Source organism: Pseudomonas citri (assembly GCF_025336485.1).
In the GTDB taxonomy this organism is placed as follows: domain Bacteria; phylum Pseudomonadota; class Gammaproteobacteria; order Pseudomonadales; family Pseudomonadaceae; genus Aquipseudomonas; species Aquipseudomonas citri.
Window position 1 is genome coordinate 216,370 of the sequence record NZ_JAODAB010000007.1, and the last position, 15,057, is coordinate 231,426.

Sequence of the window (15,057 nt, forward strand, 5' to 3'; positions counted from 1 at the left end):
CTGACAGGAGTCCCCAATCCATGACTACTTCCACCGACGCCGCCACGCGCCTGTGTGAGACCGTAAGGATGCTTAGGCACCTTGCCATCCATCTGCCCGATCCGATCTGCCTGAGCTTCCTGGCACAGGGGAGCAATCTTGCGCCCGACCAGGCGTCGTCCAGCGTGAGAGCCACGGAACGGGCGGTCAGCGCCGCCTTCGCGCGGATCGGCGTCAAGACCGTGCAGTACCTGTACGACGGTGAGGCGCAGCTGTCATCGTTCGAAATGTTTATCAGCAAGAAAATCTGCCAGGCGCTCGACTTCTCCTATGGGCATTTCGACGACGTCGACCATGCCAGGGAATTCGGGCGCTTGGTCAGACACTTCGATTTCAGTGGTGCCGTGCCGGAAGTCGAGACACTGCACCTGATCACGCGCGACAACGTGGCCTTGTCCGTGCATGCCAGCACCAACCGGCAACGCCCGGCCATTGTCCTGGCCCTGCCCTGCGGCATGCCGTTCGACTTGTGCCGCGACTGGTTCAACGCGTTGAGCGAACGGTTCTTCGTGGTCACCTGGGAAACCCGCGGGCTGTTCGGGTCCTGCACCTCGTTCGACCAGTTGTGCGTGGACACCGACGCCCAGGTGGGCGACCTGATCAATGTGATGAACCACTACAAGCTCCAGAGCGCGCACCTGATGGGCATTTGCGGCGGCGCGGTGATCGCCCTCAGCGCCGCCGCCACCCACGGCAATCGGGTGAATTCCCTGAGCCTGTGGCACGGCGACTACAACCTTGGCGACGACAGCCTGCGCACCGCCCATCAACAGAACTTCGAATGGCTGATGGAATCGGCGGCCGTGAACCGCAACGAGGCCAGCGACCTGCAAGCCTTGTTCCTGGACCAGGCGACCTTGGCAACCATCCCGGACTCGATTGCCCATGCGGCGCTCTACCCTTACGTCAACGAAGAGCTGTTCTACCGTTACGCACGGCTCAACGACGCGCTGAACAAGACCGAGCTGCAGTCCCGGTTGGAACAGATCAGCGTGCCGACGCTGGTGGTCGCCGGCGACGCCGACGAAACCACCCACATCGGCGGTTCCCAGCGCATCGCCGAGTCCATCATCGACGCCAGGCTGCACGTGGAACCCGACGGCAGTCACCTGGCGTTCTTCGAATCGACCCAGCGCTCGAAACAGACTGCCTTTCACTTCCTTGAATCGACGCTGGAGTCTGCGGCGGTCTGAGGCCTTTGGTCTCAAAACCTGAGCAAAGCCCTGCGAACGGTGCCGCCCCTTCAGGTCGGCACCACGTGGTTGAATAGTCTTTGTACAAACCCTAAAGGGTAACCGGCGATTAAGCCGATGGCGCCGGCGGCATCCAATGACTGATCGACGGCTCCGGCCTTCCATCCGCACCATGAATCAACTCGTAGTTGAGCGCGTAGACGTTCCGGTCCAGGCTCACGGTGAGTTTTCCGGACGCAACGCCTTGCGTTGACACCAGGAGGTCGCCCTGCGGTGTGTAGATGTCCATGTAGTAATCGTCTGACGAGTCGCCATCGTTGGTACAGGAAAGCACGTAGACATACCCCTTGGCCTCCACATCCAAATCGAGATAAGTCGAATTTCCGCGGTCCGTCAGCGACAGTGTCGACGAGGTCTTGCCCTGGAAGTACTTGACCGGATTACCGTGGATATCGAATGCCTGCACCCTTGCGCTATCCGACTCCAGCACCATCACGACCCCATCCAGCCCAATCGCAATCGCCACCGGCCCTGACACCAGGCCCTCCCGCAAGCCCTTGCCGGAGAGCAGGCAGGCATCGGGGGCTTCGGCATCCGCGACGGGGGTGCTCGACAGCTCGCATCGAAGCAGTTTGCTTCGCCCGGTACTGATGGCGAATACATAACCCTGTGGATGCAGGATGAGATCATCCAATGGGATACCTGCCGGGAACCGACCATAGCTCTGCCCCGTTCCAGAGCGTAGAGGCTCGCATTTCGACCCATTGTCGTAGCTCAGCGTCGCCTTGCGAAGATGAACGTACGACGGTGCGCCATAGTCGCTGCTGGTTGCAACTGGGTAGCTATCGAGGAAGAAGTTTCTCCCTGAGCCATCCGACGGACTCACCAGGTCGTAGCAGATGCCTGACTTTTCGTTGTAGCCGACGTCGAGCGGCTGATAGGCCTGCTCCGGCGGTGGGAGAAGCGACACGTTCTGTACTGTGTACATGGCGTCGACCGACCGGGGGTTGGTCGAGAGATTCTCTGGAATGTTCAGATGGGTGGCCTGCCAGGCGTAGCCGATCGATGCGGGGCCCTGCGCCAGGGTGACACTCACCAGGCTGATGAGATCCGAGCCCGATGTCGCCGTGGCCGTCGGGGACGATGCCCCTTTGGCCCATACGTGCCGACCTCCCTCGTAGGACAGCTTCTCCACATGTTCGTAGACCGAACCCTTGGTAAGCGAAGGCAAGCTGTTCTTGATCTCCAGGCTTGGAATCACGAGGGTGCTGCCATCCGTACCCAGTGCGGGTGTCCAGTCGGTCGCCCCTCTGCCTGCAACCCATCCGTTATCGGCGTAGAAAATCGCGGTCACCTTCAGCTTTCCTCCGCCCGGGACACCTTTGAAACTGATCGGGATGGAGTCTTTGTTCGTGCCCCCAGGCAGCGAAAACGTCTTGGAAGGTACCGTCACCTGGCTGTCGTACGTCACGGTCACCACGTAATGCGTCGCCTGCATCGGTAGGTAGTGAAATTGAGTGTCCGGCACGAGGGTGATGTCCAGATCGATCGTCCTCGTTACCGTTGAGGTATAGATCGGCGCAGCCTCGAACACCTCGAGCGTCGTCTGACCGAGCTGCGCTGCGGTGATCGCCAGGTTGACCGCTTCCAGGGCAACGTCCACGAACGGGATCGCCTCCTCCAAGGCTCCTTGCGCAATGTATTCCAGCAACATCGCCTTCAAGCCCGTTTTCCATATCAAAGGTCCGATGATATTGGCCAACTTGAGGAGGACCTCCTTGACCCCACCCGTCAACGCATAATCGAGGATTGCGGCGTCGATCGTTGCCAGGACGCCCAAGATGCCCATGTAGACCTTGTAGTCCTTCAACAGGTTGGTGACGAGCTCCGTTTTCATCACCGCTGCCCCCGCGACGAGGACGATCATCGGGATCGCATACTCGAAGGTCGCCGTCATGAAGATGCCAAGGAGGCAAATGTGCCGGTCGGTGTGCCCGGGACCGAAGATACCGAGCCCTGCGAGATGGATGTTCACCGCGCTGGCCGTAGGCGGCACGGGGAACGTCAGAGTCACGTCCGTGACGTCAATCGGAATACCGGCGATTTCATCGATGGGCCCGACCCGGTCGAGGTACTTCGTTGTGGCGGTGCCGTTGAACATGGCCGGGATCGAAGCTGCCGGCCATGAATCCGGCGGCGCGACCGGGGTGCCGCTGGCATCCAGGAACTCGATGTAGGCCCCCAGGTGCCTGAGCCACTGATTCTCCACCGTCACCGACATTTGGTTATCGTCGTACGTCACGCTGGCAGGATCGACCACGACGCCCATGCCGGGGGTGAGGTTTTTCAATTGCCATTGAGAGTCCTGGTCACGCCGGCGCATTGAATGGGAACCCGCCGTGCCCTGGTATTCGCTCGATACGACACCATCGGACACTTTCCAGAGCGCGCCGCGAAGGTATTCATCCTGCCGGGATAGCTGGATCGCCAGGGGAAGCGTGCTTGCCACAGCCAGGCTCACGCCCTGGTCGAGCTTGGACGTATGGAGCGGTTTGCTGCCGTCGTACACCTGTTTCTTGTTCCAGTCGAGCAGCGGTATCGTTATCAGCCACTCGTCACCGGCACCGTTGATGGTGTCCGCCAGGGTGCCACTGTCATTCGCGATCGCAGCCTTGATGCAGTTTTCCTTGATATACGCAGGGATGGCGCCGCCGTTGTCGCCGCTGAGGTTAAGCAGGCTCGGGTGGTGAAAAAGCACCGCGACCGCGGCCTCCATGGCTTCGCCGTAATTTTCCACGTGATCCGGGAAGTCGCCATCCTGGGCCAGCGACTGAAAATGCTCCGACGTGACGCCGTATCTGGCGAGCTTGTAGCGAGCCGAGGCAAGTGGATCCTTGCCGCGCTTTATCATTTCTGCCCGTGCAGCCGCCCTGCCGGCCTTGGGGACGTGCAGGTACATGGAGATGGTTTTTCGAATCGATCCGTCGCCTGTCCCCGTGGACACTGTGATCAATGCCGGGCGGTTCGAGGGGACCGGAAGCCCTTCGATGTAATGCGTGACATGCTCCTGCGCGAGCAGGGCCAGGAAGGGCATGTCCTGGCTGGCCCTTGCAAGGGTTTGCGGCGTGTGACGTTGGAGCCGGTACTTCCTCAGATTCGCGTGCAGGAGCACATCGTCGGGGTTCTTGCAGTGCTTGAGATTGAAGTGCAGCGTCCGCGTCTCGGTCGGTCCGGGCAGTTTGGCCGATCCATCATTCCCTTGATTCATGGTTCTTTCCCTGCAGTAGATGTATTGGATGCGAATGTCCGCACAAGTCTGGCGGCGTCCCAGGTCAATTGTCGCCTTCGTAATTCCAGTCGTTCATGGGGGCGTCATTGGAGTGCCACATGGTGCCGGTGCAAGGCCCTGTCTGATCATTCGGACACATCGCGCCAGTGGTGTCCGTCGGCGTCACCGTGACTTTATAGCTGATCTGCTTCGTATCCTCGCGACCGTGATGGACAGTCAGCGTACCTGTGTCCGTGCTGACAGCAGCCCCGGCAAAATTGACCCCATTGGTATTCGCGCCTGAAAAATCGACGCCCTGGAGACACGCGTTTGCGAACGAACATGCGCGTTGATCCTGCACGGTCGTCAGATCGACGTCGTTGAACTTGGCATTGATGAGGCACGCTGAGTCGAAGGTCACGCCCGCCGCATTCTTTCCTCCCAGACCCGAGAAATCGGTCGCGACAAGGTACGCACCCGTAAAGTCCACCTGCAGGATGGTCGCGCCAACCAGCGTCGCCTTGTTACCAAACAAATAGCAATACGACATCATGGCGTACGACAAGTCCGCGTTGCTGAATGAGGCATTGAGCAAGTACGCCTTGCCCAGATTACAGCGGTGCTTACCGTCTGGTGTCGAGAAGATGGCATAGTCGAACTTGGCGTACTCCAGGTTCGCTTTCACCAGGTTGGCACCGCCGAGTTGAGCGTAGGAAAAATCCGCGTAGCGAATACTTGGAGAGTCAAAAGCGCCGAACTGTACGCCGGTCAGAACGGCATATTGGGCGATTAGATTATCAAGTACGCCGTCAAGGATCGCGGCGCCTGGGTGGTCGGGGTCTTCCATCATGAACTGAACACCGTCCATCTGGGCGTAGCTCCAGATGTAGAGGTCGTTATTCTCGCCATCGAACACATGCGTAAGGACTTTGTTCACACGGGCGTTCGAGAAAATAGTGCGGTTATTGACATCTCGGGTGATGCGGATGGGCTGGGTAAGATCCGAGAGGGATGCCAGGGACAGATCGGCGTTTGCCAGATCAGCACCTTCAAAGTTGCAATTGTCGAGCACCGCCCCGGCGAAGTCGCACCCTTTCAGGCTGGCGTTGCTGAAATCGGCGCCCTTGAGCGACGCGTTGCAAAAGCTCGCACCATCCAATTTGCAACCGCTGAAATTACTGCCATCGAGCACCGCTTCCGGAAAATTCGCGGTGCCCGAGAACGTGACATGACTCAAATTGCTGTTCGTCACCCGAGTCTCGGAGAAATCCGCATTGTCCAGAAAGAGATAGCCGAAGTCGGTCCCGTCGTAAGACTGTTTGTTCAGGTCCCACGCCGCAGGGAGTAGCTGTTTCGTAGTAACGGGCGCCGACAGGTTGGCAAACTCCACCGCCTTTTCCACATCGGTCCAGACGACCGTGTTATCCAGAATGTCGATATAGAATACGGATACAACCGACTTGCCTTGGACGAGTTCCATCCAGATGGTGTTGTTTGACGGCGGGATACCGTACTTGGTACCGCTTGACAACGCGAGCGTCGCAGGCGTGTCTGGATAGGTGAGCGCGACATAGAAATCGCCTTTGGCTCCGCCTGGAATTGAACTGCCAAAGTCCAACCATGCCCCGTCGCTCACCGATTGAACCTGTAGCCAGTTATGGGCGCCTAGACTGACGCTGTCGGGGGTGAAACTATCCCCCAGGTAGAAAGCGAACAAGGTCGCGTCGTCCAGGTTGCCGTTGTCCGAAAGCTTGCATGCCAGCGAGTCACCCTGGCGGTACGCGAACCATGTACTGGTGCTTAAACCATTATTGATGACTACAGTCAGGTAGTAGCAGCCGATATAAGTCTTTACAACAGCTGGGTTGGTCATCTCGGTTTCCTCGTCCATTTGTCAATCTCAGCAAAATATATAAAGCCGAGCCAGCACCGCAGTCAGACATCCTTACCTACAAACAGCCAATTAATAGCGCAAAGAAAAGCGAGCGCTACGACACCTGACAGACATGGACTCGCCAGGCGCATCGCGCCTATTGCAAAAAAAGATTGCGGGCAAGAAAGTTGCAGTTACGCAGCCCCTAACACCCGCAACTGCAACTAGAACTCAGACACAGAACAACAAGACTATCGCACTAGCTGCCAAACGGTGGCATGGGTATATCGCCAAGCTGCAATCCCAGCTGCGTTATGTATTCGTAGATATGCTGATAGCCGGATTGAGCCTCATAGCTTGCACAGTTGGATTGAGGCTTCCCGCAGAGCCGCAGCTCCATTTGCGCATTGCCCATGCCCCACTGCGTGTAGTTCAGATTGCTATTCACAATCGTATCCATCTTGGAACAAATCATTCCCTTCGTTTTCTCATCGATCACATTATCCGGCTCATAGAGTGTCAAGGAATAATCGAGAGAGGTCGCACACCAGGCCATCGGAACAACGTCCAGCGTGTTGTATACGCGCAGCGCATTACCGGCCATCTGCTTATTGAAGTAGCTGGCAAAGAAACCATCGCCAGCCGTGGGTGCAGCGAATGTCTCGCAATAAAAATTAAAGCTCGGAAATTTGTCTTTTAGATAAAGCGCGACTACCGACATGAGCGCACCGCCAAGACTATGACCGACCAATCGAATCGTCGACCCACTTTGCCGCGTTCCCAGAAAATCGCACAGCGTGCCCTGGAAACCAATCTTGGAGGGCTCATCCAATATTGCCTTTACACCATCTTTCGTCCCCTGCGATATGCTCACCGGTGCCGGACAACTATTGATAAGTTTCTGCAAAGGTATCATTGGAGAGATATCAAGATCGTCCACTTGATCTTTTAAAGAATCCTTGAGCGTCCCACTCGTCACCACGACGATATCGTTCTCGTTTTTCCCTCCGATCAGCACCACCGTGATGTGAGCCGCGTATTCGCCATCCATAACCAGCGCCGGGCCCCAAGCGACGCCATAGCCACCGCCCACCTTGGAACCATTAAGACGCGAAAGAATGTTGTCTTTGACCTGACTCGGCTTGGGGTTCGGGATATTTTTCCAAGATTGCGAATACAACGCCGCATTATTGACTACGTAAGCGTGTGTAAGATTGATCTGTCTTTGCTGAAGTGAGTCTAGCGAAGTCATGACTGCTCCTTGTCTCGAAGATAGATAACTTCCAAGAGGATCAACGAAAACTCACGGCAGCCGTCGATCCTTCGGGGCCAGCAAGACCGAGTGTAGTCGCAGTTTCTGGAAGCGCGAGACGCCTACCGATGCCAAGAAGAGCCTGCTCGCAACGTCACCGATTCAGCCGGCCGATTATACCGGCTGACACGCCCTATTCTTTGCGAACAGACTCGCTCCCCATCACATCAGGCCGACCTCACGCCGCCATGTGTTTCTCGCGATAGAACTCAAGATAAAGCACAGTACGATGCGCCCGGGAGGCGTTGACGGCGAAGTGGTCGAGGGAGCCGTCGAAAATCACCAGGTTGCCGTTGGTGCTCTGGTTGAAATTGCCGTTGACGTTGAGGTAGGCATAGTTCTGGGTGGTCGGTGCATCGATGGTCAGTTGCATGTGCAACAGGCCTTCTTCCCAGGTGCCGGTATGGGAGTGGGTGCCGAGGAATACGTTGGGTTCCATGCGCAGCAAGGCGCAGAGTTTGATGCCCGGGATTTTGCTCAATAGGTCGATGGTCCCGGGCATGGCGGCGCGGGCGTAGGGGATCGGGGTGTCATAGGCGACCAGGCCGTACTGGGTCCACTCCGGCATGACGTCCATGTCGTCACCCCAGCCCCATAGCCAACCGTACTCGCCGCCGGCTTCCATGTGCGCGGTCACTTCATCGACGATCTCGGTGATCGACTTGCCCACGCGGTTGATGGTCAGGGTCGGCGCGTCGAGGGCCAGGAACTCCTCGCGGATCACTTCCCAGTTGTCGGCCAGGTTCTGGAGGTGCGGAAAACGGCTGGAATCATAAAACGACGGGCGCATAGGTGCTCCTTTTGTTGAGGGTTGTCGATTCCGATGGCGATGCGAAGGCAGTCCTCCCGGTCCGCGGCACGGGCACGGCAGAAGCGCCTGCAAAAGGTTGACCCACTGGCGCCTGGCCTGTCTGTCACGGGAATCCGGTACAGGCGGCCGGCCAGGCGTTTACAGGGGTTCGACCTGCGGACTGTCGGCCATCCGTGCGACAGTCATTTGCGGTGTTGTCCCGTCCAGCCGACGCATCGGCCCGTAGAGCAAGACGCCCAACGGCAGGAGGGCAAACAGCCCTCCGGCCACGACGAACAGCATCCCCACCCCACGCCCCGGGCCGACGCCCAGCCAGCGCCCGATCGAGTCGGCGTACAGGCCACCGGGCATCAGCGCCGGCTGGAACCAATGATCGACCAGGAAGCCACCGACAATGACAGCAAGGCTGGTGGTGGCGATGGTCAACATGCTGATCAGCGCGAACACGCTGGCACGACTGCCGCCAGGGATCTTGCGCATCCACAACGCGTTCACACTGGCATCGGCGACGCTTGCCATGGTGATCGCGACAAAGGCCAACGCGCAGTAAGCGACAGCCTGCGACACCAGGCCCAGGGCGACGACGCAGGCGGCCAGCAACAGATCGGCTACCGCGACCAACGCCATCAACCGTCGCGGGTTGCCCATGGAAATCAACAGCCCGGCACCCGCCAGGCCGCCCAATGCGGCCCAGGTGTAGGCCATGCCCAAGGTCTGGCTGCCCAGGGTCGACAACAGCAATGGCGTCATCATCAGCGTGGCCAGCGACAACAGCGCGGTGCGCATCATGGTGTAGACCAACAGTCCGGCCATCAGGCGCTCGGCGACAAAAAACTTCAGCGCGGCGGCGACATTGCCCAAGGCACCGCCGAACACCGTGCCCTTGGCCGCCGCGTCAGGATGAGCCGACGCTCCACGCACATGGGAAAACGCCTTGATCACCAGCAGCGTGCCGGAACAGAACGTCACCAGGTCCACCGCCAGGATCGTCACCAGCCCGGCCTTCGCCATGATCGCCCCCGCCATCAGCGGCGCCACCAGGGCCGAAGCGTTCTTGCTGATACTGACCAGCCCCGAGGCACGGGTGAACTTGTCCGGCTCGACAATCGTGCTGACAGCGGCCTGGTAGGCCGGCTTGCGGAAGGCACTGACGATCGACGCAAGGCAATTGAAGATATAGAGATGCAACGGTTCCAGGCGCTCGAACCAGAGCAGCGCCATGACACCCAGCAGCAGTATCGCCAGGCTCACATCGCAACAGACGATGATGACCCGATGACTGATCCGGTCCGCCAGGCCTCCGGCCAGCGGCAGGAACAGCACCGCCGGCAACGTGGCCGCCAGCACCACATTGGCGAAGGCCACCGCCGAACCGGTGTGGGTGTACACCCAGACGCCCAGGGCGAACTCCATCAGCGCCGTGCCGATGACCGCCAGGGACTCGCCACACCAGAGGAAGTAGAAACCTCGCCCCAGGTCAAAGCCCCTGCGTCGACTCTCCAGGCTCATGTGCGCACATCACGTGGCGTGGCGACACCGATCAGCTTGCTCATCAGCCGATAAACCAGGGAATACGCCACCGCCCCCAGCACCAACGGCGCGTAACGGGAAAACAGATACGTGCGCAACACTCGCCGGGCAATGGGCGAGCTGATGTCGCCGCTGACGTGCAGGGGCGTCGGGAACGTCGCCGCGACCGTGGCGCCGAACGCATCGTCCACCGATTGCACCGCGTGCCACCAGTAGACCGGGATGTACAAGGCATCGCCCGGCTCCACCACCGTGCGCAGGGCTCGCAGGTCGCGCGTACCCGGAAAACGCCCGGTGTCGATGTCGTACAGGTAGCCCGCCTGCTCGATCACCGGGCGCAACGCCCGCCAACTGGTCTCGTCCGGCGGCAGCAACAGCACTTCCTTGGCACCGACCACCTGGGCCATGAACGTTTCGTCGGTGACATGGAAGTGCCAATCGGTATAGGAGTTGCGATACAGAAAACTGCGATGGGACGGGTAAGCCCGGGACTTGCCCAACTGAGGCATGAACGGCAATCCGCCCACGTCCTCCTTCATCTGCTCGATGGCCGAGCCTTCGGAGAACCGGCAACTGTCGGCCACCAGTGGCGCATCGCCCTCGCCCAGGCTGTCGAGGAAGTCATGGAACGGCATGTCCCGGTAGACCGTGTTGGCATATTCGGTCAGCTCGGCCTTGACCGTGGGATTGGACCAGCCGATGACCTCGGAAACGATCTGCGAACGCACTACCACCGCACTGTTGCGCGAGTGGGCCTTGAGGTAATCCAGGCGTTTCCATTTCTGGAATGCCGGCCAGTGCCGCACGGCATTCTTGATCAGACAGGGACGATTGCGATTGACGTAGCGGCGAGTGAATTGCTCCTTGGAAATCGCCAGTGCATCGATCACTTCGACCGGTCCGGCCTGCGGGTAGTTGGGGAAGCGGGACAGGCTCCAGAACTTCGACACTGGGCGATCCGGTTCGGCGATCAACGGCATTATTCGACCCTCGCAAACACACTCAGGGCCGTTGGTATAACAGACTCCCACGACCACGCCCAAGCGCCGCAAAGCCCCGTTCCCGGCTGTTGTCCCTGCTTCCCATGACAGACACCACAAACCGGATGTTCTAATTTTTTCTCACTTTGCGAAGGAATATCAGGCGCAACCGGACGGCAGGACGAGCCCCTCGACAGGGCGCATACAGTCCCCACCGCTCCCACTGCATCAGGCGCCTGTAAGCCGGCCTCGATGTCCTTCCCAACGGCTATTGATCCCGCCGACTGGCAGTCGCCCAGGTCTTCACGCACCGCTGCCATTCGAACGGAGAAAAACCTCAATCGATTCTGCCAGCAGGTGCTCCGAAATGGATTCGTCGACCGATATGTTGCCCACCCAAGACTCCGTCTCCCATGAGCTGGCCTCTGTCCAGCAGGGCATCTGGCTGGACCAGCTCGCGCACCCGGACCTGCCCTACTACAACATCGGCATGTCCCTGGAGATCAAGGGCGCGATCGACATCCCGCTGTTCAAAAAAGCCATCGAGCTGGTCGCCAACAACCATGACACCCTGCGCCTGAGCTTCAGCCATGAAGGCGGCATCGGCCGGCAACGGGTCCTGCCCGAGGTCAAGGTCAAGCTGGAAGTGGTGGAGTTCACCGAGGCCGAAGCCGAGGCCGGCCTGGCCATGGAATACCTGCGCAACGCCTTCCGCCAACCGTTCGAAACCCTGACCGGCCAGCTCTGGGAAGCGCGCATGGTCCGTTGCGGGCCGAACCTCCATTACTGGCTGAATCGTTACCATCATCTGGTAGCCGATGGCATCAGCGTGGCACTTATCGGTCACGCCGTGGGCGCGGCCTACAACGGCTTGCTGGCAGGTAACGAGCAGGTGCCGCAAGGTCACTCCTATCTTTCGTTCCTGGAAGACGACCGGGCCTATCTGCAATCGTCCCGCTACGAACGCGACCGTGAGTTCTGGCAGGAAACCTACGCACAGCTGCCGCCTTCGTTGCTGCAACGCCGGGCCGACTTCAAGACCGGCCAGGCCAACGAACTGGCCCCCAGCGCCCAGGTCCAGGCGATGCTGCCGCGCGCGCTGTACAACGCCTTGGCCCAGTTCGCCAGCGAGCGCAGCCTGTCGGTGGCCCATGTGCTGATCAGCGTGGTCGCCACCTATTTCTGCCGCACCGTGGGGGTCGATGAAATGGTCATCGGCATGCCCGTGCACAACCGCACGAACGCCCGTACCAAGGAAACCGCCGGGATGTTTTCCTCGGTCAGCCCGATCCGCCTGCCCGTCGACTTGAATGCTTCGCTGCTGGACCTGATGAACACCGCCGGCGGCCAACTGCGCCGCTGCTACCGTCACCAACGCTTCCCGATTGCCGAACTCAACCGTGTCCTGCGCCTGGCGCAGACCGGGCGCCGGCAGCTGTTCGACGTGTCGCTGTCGTTCGAAAGCCTGGACGGCGACGATCAGTTCGGCGGCACCTCGTCCACCGTTATCACCATGGATAACGGCTACGAACAGACACCCATGGCGATCTTCGTGCGTGACTACCATCCCTTCGAAGACGTGCACCTGGACTTCAACTTCAACACCGCCTACTACAGCGTGGAAGAAGCGCGCCTGCTGCAACAACGCATCGTCGCGATGCTCGAAGCGGTGCTGGAGCAGCATGACACGCCAGTGGGCGACTACCCGCTGATGAGCGCGGCCGAACGCCAGCGCCTGCAAGTCGAGTTCAATGCCACGGCCCGCGACTATCCGCGGGATGTGTTGATCCACACCCTGATCGAACAGCAGGCCGAGCAGCAGCCGGACGCCAGGGCGGTGAGCGGCGACAGCGGACCACTGCTCAGCTATGCACAGCTCAATCGCAAGGCCAACCAGCTCGCCCATCGCCTGATCGAACTCGGCGTGAAGCCGGATGCCCGAGTGGCCGTGTGCCTCAAACGCAGCCCGGAAATGGTCGTCGCCCTGCTGGGCGTACTCAAGGCTGGCGGCGCCTACGTGCCCATCGATCCGGACCTGCCCAGCGCTCGCCAGGCCTATATGCTCGAAGACAGCGCCCCTCGCGCCGTATTGAGCACCCGCGCCCTGCTGGACCCATTGCCGCCGTTGAATATCCCGGCGCTGGCGCTCGATGAGGACGACCTGAACACGCTTGCCGAACACAACCCGCAAGTGCCTGGCCTGACGCCGCAACACCTGGCCTACGTGCTCTACACCTCCGGCTCCACCGGCACCCCAAAAGGGGTGATGAACGAACACCTGGGCGTGGTCAACCGCCTGCTGTGGGCCCGTGACGAATACGGCGTCGAGGCCAGCGACCGGGTCCTGCAAAAGACCCCGTTCGGGTTCGACGTATCGGTCTGGGAATTCTTCCTGCCGTTGCTGGCCGGGGCCGAGCTGGTCATGGCCCGTCCCGGCGGTCATCAGGAACCGGCTTACCTGGCCCAGGTGATGCGCGAGACGGGCATCACCATGCTGCACTTCGTGCCGTCGATGCTCGACCTGTTCCTGGAACATCGCGACGACCGGGATTTCCCGGCACTGCGTCGCGTGCTGTGCAGTGGCGAAGCCCTGCCCCGTGCCCTGCAACGGCGTTTCGAACGGCAACTGGCGGGCGTAGAACTGCATAACCTGTACGGTCCGACCGAGGCCGCCATCGACGTAACCGCCTGGCACTGCCGCCCCAGCGATCCCGGCGAAAGCGTGCCCATCGGCAAACCGATTGCCAACATCCAGATGCACGTGCTCGACGCGCGTGGCAGACCGCAACCGTTGGGTATCGCCGGGGAAATCCACATCGGCGGCATCGGCGTGGCGCGCGGTTACCTCAACCTGCCGCAACTCAGCGCCAAAAGTTTTATCGCCGACCCGTTCAGCGATGCCCCGAACGCACGCCTGTACAAGACCGGCGATCTCGGTCGCTGGCTCGCCAACGGCGCCCTGGAATATCTGGGCCGCAACGACTTCCAGGTGAAGATCCGCGGCTTGCGCATCGAGATCGGCGAAGTCGAAGCGGCCCTGGCACTGTGCCCCGGTATTCGCGAAGTGGCGGTCATCGCCCGGGAAGATCATCCCAGCCAACCCGAGAGCAAGCGCCTGGTGGCCTATGTCTGCGGCGAACAGGTTCCCGTCGAACAACTGCGCAACACCCTGCTCAAGCACCTGCCCGAGTACATGGTGCCCAGCGCCTTCGTCCACCTCGACGCCCTGCCCCTGACCGCCAACGGCAAGCTCGATCGCAACGCCCTGCCCGCCCCGGGCCTGGAAGCCCTTGCCAGCAAGGCCTACGAGGCACCACAAGGTGACACCGAAGTCGCCATTGCCGAGATCTGGAAACACCTGCTCGGCCTGGACCAGGTCGGCCGTCACGACGGTTTCCTCGAACTCGGCGGCCACTCCTTGCTCACCGTGCAGTTGCAAGCGCGCCTGCACCAGGATCTTGGCGTCGAGATCGACCTGCGCAGCCTGTTCGCCCAGACCTCCTTGAGTGAACTGGCCCGGCACGTGGCGCTGGCGAGTCAATCGCAACTGCAACCGATTGCCGTGGCGCCCCGTGACCAGGCGTTGCCGCTGTCCCTGGCCCAGCAGCGCCTGTGGTTCCTCGATCAACTGGACCATGCCGCCAGCGTCGCCTACCACATGCCCGCCGCCCTGCACCTGCGCGGCAACCTGGACCGAGACGCCTTGCAACGGGCCCTGGACCGCATCGTCGCCCGCCATGAAAGCCTGCGCACCACCTTCGAACGCCAGGACGGCGAAGTGCGGCAGCGTTTCGCCCCGGCCGACATCGGTTTCGCCCTGGTCGAGCATGACCTGCAAGCCCTGGCCCCCGAGGCCCGGCAACAGGCTGTCGAGGAGCTGTCCCAGGAAGAAGCCCGCGCAGCGTTCGACCTGAGCACCGGCCCGCTGATTCGCGGCCGCCTGCTGCGCCTGGCCGAGGACGAGCACATCCTGTTGGTGACCCAGCACCACATCGTCTCCGACGGCTGGTCGGTGGCGGTGTTGATCGGTGAGTTCAACGCGCTGTACGCC

General features: G+C 60.5%; 8 protein-coding genes. 2 read left to right on the forward strand and 6 right to left on the reverse strand.

All coding sequences use genetic code 11. The annotated features are described in order from the left end of the window. Positions 1–20 precede the first annotated feature (20 nt). Positions 21–1,232 (forward strand): syringomycin E biosynthesis aminoacyltransferase SyrC, encoded by a 1,212-nt coding sequence (syrC, locus tag N4Q37_RS11200; protein ID WP_260957925.1) that lies wholly within the window; start codon positions 21–23, stop codon positions 1,230–1,232. Positions 1,233–1,341: 109 nt separating this feature from the next. On the opposite strand, the gene N4Q37_RS11205 is transcribed toward syrC, so the two are convergent. The 6 genes from N4Q37_RS11205 to N4Q37_RS11230 all read right to left on the reverse strand — a co-directional run bounded on the left by N4Q37_RS11205 (position 1,342) and on the right by N4Q37_RS11230 (position 11,006). Beyond that, entirely contained in the window at positions 1,342–4,500 is a 3,159-nt protein-coding gene (locus tag N4Q37_RS11205; protein WP_260957927.1) for a hypothetical protein, read from the reverse strand. Positions 4,501–4,564: 64 nt separating this feature from the next. Next, positions 4,565–6,391, reverse strand: a complete 1,827-nt coding sequence (locus tag N4Q37_RS11210; protein ID WP_260957929.1) for a pentapeptide repeat-containing protein — start codon at positions 6,389–6,391, stop codon at positions 4,565–4,567. Positions 6,392–6,632: 241 nt separating this feature from the next. Continuing rightward, the gene (locus N4Q37_RS11215) at positions 6,633–7,625 is read right to left on the reverse strand and encodes a lipase family protein (protein ID WP_260957931.1); all 993 of its coding nucleotides are present in this window, start codon (positions 7,623–7,625) and stop codon (positions 6,633–6,635) included. Positions 7,626–7,863: 238 nt separating this feature from the next. Further along, positions 7,864–8,475, reverse strand: a complete 612-nt coding sequence (locus N4Q37_RS11220) for an aspartyl/asparaginyl beta-hydroxylase domain-containing protein (RefSeq protein ID WP_260957932.1) — start codon at positions 8,473–8,475, stop codon at positions 7,864–7,866. A gap of 159 nt (positions 8,476–8,634) precedes the next feature. Then, entirely contained in the window at positions 8,635–10,005 is a 1,371-nt protein-coding gene (locus N4Q37_RS11225) for an MFS transporter (RefSeq protein ID WP_260957934.1), read from the reverse strand. After that, a complete protein-coding gene (locus N4Q37_RS11230) occupies positions 10,002–11,006 on the reverse strand; it encodes a cupin-like domain-containing protein (RefSeq protein ID WP_260957936.1) in 1,005 nt (334 codons plus the stop codon). Before N4Q37_RS11230 ends, N4Q37_RS11225 begins: the two co-directional genes overlap by 4 nt. Before the next feature lie 367 nt (positions 11,007–11,373). On the opposite strand from N4Q37_RS11230, the gene N4Q37_RS11235 reads away from it, so the two are divergent. Next, positions 11,374–15,057 (forward strand): non-ribosomal peptide synthetase (locus N4Q37_RS11235; protein WP_260957937.1); only part of this gene is annotated, 3,684 nt, incomplete at its 3' end.

What these genes read in the sequence shown, in the direction of transcription:
- N4Q37_RS11210 (WP_260957929.1), bottom strand. Translation starts at nt 6,391, where the DNA reads ATGGACGAGGAAACCGAGATGACCAACCCAGCTGTTGTAAAGACTTAT.
- N4Q37_RS11205 (WP_260957927.1), bottom strand. Translation starts at nt 4,500, where the DNA reads ATGAATCAAGGGAATGATGGATCGGCCAAACTGCCCGGACCGACCGAG.
- N4Q37_RS11220 (WP_260957932.1), bottom strand. Translation starts at nt 8,475, where the DNA reads ATGCGCCCGTCGTTTTATGATTCCAGCCGTTTTCCGCACCTCCAGAAC.
- syrC (WP_260957925.1), top strand. Translation starts at nt 21, where the DNA reads ATGACTACTTCCACCGACGCCGCCACGCGCCTGTGTGAGACCGTAAGG.
- N4Q37_RS11225 (WP_260957934.1), bottom strand. Translation starts at nt 10,005, where the DNA reads ATGAGCCTGGAGAGTCGACGCAGGGGCTTTGACCTGGGGCGAGGTTTC.
- N4Q37_RS11230 (WP_260957936.1), bottom strand. Translation starts at nt 11,006, where the DNA reads ATGCCGTTGATCGCCGAACCGGATCGCCCAGTGTCGAAGTTCTGGAGC.
- N4Q37_RS11215 (WP_260957931.1), bottom strand. Translation starts at nt 7,625, where the DNA reads ATGACTTCGCTAGACTCACTTCAGCAAAGACAGATCAATCTTACACAC.